Below are 2,945 nucleotides of genomic sequence, written 5' to 3'. Positions count from 1 at the left end.
GATTGGTAAGGTTTTTTATGAGGCAACGACAATTACATGGGCATTTCTAATTGTCATCGGTGTAACTTTCTAGTTGTCGCTTGACAGATCAGGGCTCCCTGAACAAGGAAGCCTCAATAGAGTGGGAATTGAATAGGTCCATCTCGAGTGATTTCGGAGCGGATCTTTACATTTGTGGAAATATTGACGCCTTCAAAAGGGCAGAAACAGCTTACCAAAGCATAGGAAAGATATCCCTGAAAGGGGGTCAGGAAGGTGAGGAAATTACATGTCAAGCGGCGCTTATTCAAGCCGGGCAGAGGGCAGTTTGATCTGATCCACGGTAGTAGTCACTGAGGAAGCCCAAGATTATTGTCTGCTGAACCGGACCGGTGGAAGTTGGTTGGGGGCGAGGGACGCGCCTTCTATCGTTGGCTGAAGCGTGATTATCGGGCTTTGTTTCCCAATTTACCCGAGCGGCCCCGTCTGTTTCGGTTGTTTGCTAGCCATCAACCCTTGACCACTCGGTTTATGGCCGAATTGACCTTGCTTGGGCTGATTGACAGCTACGGTATTGAACTGATCCACCCCATCCGCGAAGGTCGTAGTAAAAAACAGATTGGCCAGAAAGGTATTTCGAACCATCGCTGGATTGTCGGGCTAAATTATGTCTGTTGTTGAACAAATTCGGCCTGCTCCTATGAAAATGATGAGGCATCATTTTATCATAGATGGTCAACAAGGCAGGTTTGGGCTTCATCTTCTCGAGAAAATCTTGCTGGACGAGGTTTTTGCACCCCACGTGGTTTTTGGGGTCATTCTTCTTTGTTCCTTTCTTGATTTGAATTATGTTTTTTGCCTGCTCTCAGTTTATCATAACTACCTGATTTATCTACTTCCTTCAGAGCCAAATTTTATTTGATATAACTTTTAAGGCACGCTCTAAGATGAGGTTGTAACATACGCCTCTCATTATTATTTATTCTTCACGCGCCAACACCATCCGTTTTAAGCGCGTTACGCACTCTAACATTGAGCGCCCCGTGTGATAGGCCACTTTCCAGGGATTGCCGATGTTGGGGTCTATGGCCTGGCCTTGGCGGTTAAGTAGAGTGCGCCACTCGCCTACCTCGTGAATAATCATATACTTGTCCACAAAACGCCACACGGTTTCAAAGGCGTCCCAAAAGCGGTCTTCGGCAAAAGTTTCAAAGCCATCTAAAAAGCCCACCAGCACCTCGGCGTTTTGCCAAAACTCCTTGTCTTTTATCAGCGCCTCGCCCCCGGCCAGGCCATCACGGTAAATGCCGCCGTATTCCCAGTCTACGCCGTGTTTCACCGCGTGATCAAGCAGTTTATACATCAGTGGCCGGTAAGGCGACACGTCTGCCTGGGCGGTTTGCAAAGCATGGTTCATCAGCGAGGCCAGTTCGACATTGTGGCCGTAGGAGGTGGTGTCGGTGGGACTGGCCGGGGCTTCGCCGGCGCGTTCGGCGTTCCAGGTGCGGTGGACGGCAATGGCCGGGACAGGTTGGAAATCCAGGGTGAACTGATTACGGCCGCAGCCGGTGAGGGGATCAATCATATACTTAACAATCAGATCGGTTATTTCCAGCAGCTTGCGCCGGTGGATGTTCTGGCCCGAAGCGGCATAGAGGGTGGTAAAGGCTTCCATCAGGTGCATGTGGGTGTCCAGACCCTTACGATCACCGGCGGTAAAACCACCCGGGGCAACCGTCCAGTCGGGTTCCAAATTCTCGTAATAGCCGCCGTGGCAGGTATCGGCGCAGTATTTTTGCAGCAGGTCAAAGGTTTGAGCGGCGTAATCCAGGCCGCGCGGGTCGTTGGTGGCCAGGGTATATGCCGACAGGGCGTAGATAGCAAACGATTGGCCGTAAACCACTTTGCCTTCATCGAGGGCGGCCCCATCGCGCCTGACCTTCCAGGCCCAACCGCCGTGTCGCCTGTCCCAGAGGTGCTCAATTAAAAAGTCAACCCCTTGCCCGGCCAGTTTTCTGGCCTCGGCCTGACGCGGGTAATGGCGATACAATGTAGAAAACCACCAGATAAGCCGGCATTGGGTGTTGAGGTATTTTTCGGGCGTGTCCAGGGAATGACCCTGTTCGTTAAAGTTGGTTAAAAAACCGCCATATTGGGCATCGTGGCTGCGTTCCAGCCAAAAGGGGATAAGGCCCTGTTCAAGGTGCTGTTTGAGTTCATCATGCAGTAAAGTGAGTTTTTCTATTGAGACTGTCATTTTTAAGACTCCGGCTTTTGTTTATTCTTTCGCTGCATTACGCCATCGAGCGGTCCGGGTCATCAACTGCTTTCAGGATAACCTGGTCCCAGGCTGCCATTGGTTCAGTGGGCGCCAACCACGGCTTAGGTTTCAGCTTTTCACCTTCGCCTTCAAGCCATTGGCTCCAGGCGGCCATATTTTTGCCAAAATCTTGCCCGGTAATGGCAATGAGTTCGGTATGCGCATGTTCTGCCAGAAGCGCTCTGGCATCATTGAGGTAATTGATGAGAATGATAAATCCATCCGGGCTGCCACAGCGGGCCAACGCTCTACCAATCAATAACTCAAGAAATGCCAGGCGTTCCTTTAAATAATTAACCTGGAAACCACTGACAGAGACTTGATTGTAAAAGGGGGGATAGCTATGTAGTTTTTTCAGGATAGAAATTGCCGCCGGGTCGCCCAGCCGTTCTGCGCCATAACACACGGCCGTTACATAGTAATAAAAGCCCTTCCGTCGATCCATGATTTCCTCTGCCGTGGCAGAGGCCAATAAATCTACGATGCGCTGCCAGATTGGCAAGATACGATGGTTTCGGGCCAAACCAAGCGCATAGATCAGGTATACCACGTCAGGCGCGGCAGCCTGGTCGGGTGGAAAGCCCACATGACGAATTTTGGATTTACGTTCAGGCAGTTGCTCGCCCTCAAGTTGACCTTGAATGGT

The 2,945-nt window shown here is 50.8% G+C and carries 3 protein-coding genes; 1 reads left to right on the top strand and 2 read right to left on the bottom strand.

Annotated elements, in window-relative coordinates:
• Window positions 1–351 precede the first annotated feature (351 nt).
• Complete coding sequence (locus JW953_06390; protein MBN1992314.1) at window positions 352–660, top strand: hypothetical protein; 309 nt, start codon at window positions 352–354, stop codon at window positions 658–660.
• A gap of 298 nt (window positions 661–958) precedes the next feature.
• Here the strand turns inward: JW953_06390 and JW953_06385 are convergent, their stop codons facing one another.
• Together JW953_06385 and JW953_06380 are read right to left on the bottom strand one after the other, a co-directional pair.
• Window positions 959–2,236, bottom strand: a complete 1,278-nt coding sequence (locus tag JW953_06385; protein ID MBN1992313.1) for an AGE family epimerase/isomerase — start codon at window positions 2,234–2,236, stop codon at window positions 959–961.
• Window positions 2,237–2,273: 37 nt separating this feature from the next.
• On the bottom strand, window positions 2,274–2,945 hold a 672-nt coding region (locus JW953_06380; GenBank protein ID MBN1992312.1), incomplete at its 5' end, for a hypothetical protein.

It is taken from the genome of Anaerolineae bacterium, from assembly GCA_016931895.1.
Classification (GTDB): Bacteria; Chloroflexota; Anaerolineae; order 4572-78; family J111; genus JAFGNV01.
This window is presented reverse-complemented; position numbering and strand designations above follow the sequence as displayed.

What these genes read in the sequence shown, in the direction of transcription:
- JW953_06385 (MBN1992313.1), bottom strand. Translation starts at nt 2,236, where the DNA reads ATGACAGTCTCAATAGAAAAACTCACTTTACTGCATGATGAACTCAAA.